The sequence below is a fragment of the Tepidicella baoligensis genome, from assembly GCF_013432195.1.
In the GTDB taxonomy this organism is placed as follows: domain Bacteria; phylum Pseudomonadota; class Gammaproteobacteria; order Burkholderiales; family Burkholderiaceae_C; genus Tepidicella; species Tepidicella baoligensis.
In genome coordinates this window covers 1-328 of the sequence record NZ_JACCDB010000047.1, presented here as the reverse complement: position 1 = coordinate 328, position 328 = coordinate 1, and the positions used below count along the sequence as shown (strand labels likewise).

Here is a 328-nt window from a genome sequence, read left to right as displayed (position 1 = left end):
GATTCGACAGGGGTAGTTCGAGCTTAGGTTGCGAGTCGAGGAGATGGCCTCGTTAAAACATCAACGCCAATAATAACTGGCAAATCTAACAATAACTTCGCTTTAGCTGCATAATAGTAGCTTAGCGGTTCCTCCCTCCATCGCCCATGTGGTAGGGTAAGGGACTCACTTTAAGTGGGCTACGCCGGAGTTCGCCGTCTGAGGACGAAGGAAGAGAATAATCAGACTAGCGACTGGGACGCCTGTTGGTAGGCAGAACAGCTCGCGAATGATCAATATGCCAACTACACTCGTAGACGCTTAAGTGGCGATATTTCTGGACGTGGGT

At 49.7% G+C, this 328-nt stretch carries 1 other RNA gene; it reads left to right on the top strand.

Going from position 1 to position 328, the window contains the following annotated elements:
* Positions 1–328: a transfer-messenger RNA gene (ssrA, locus tag HZS63_RS13835) on the top strand; the annotation flags it as partial.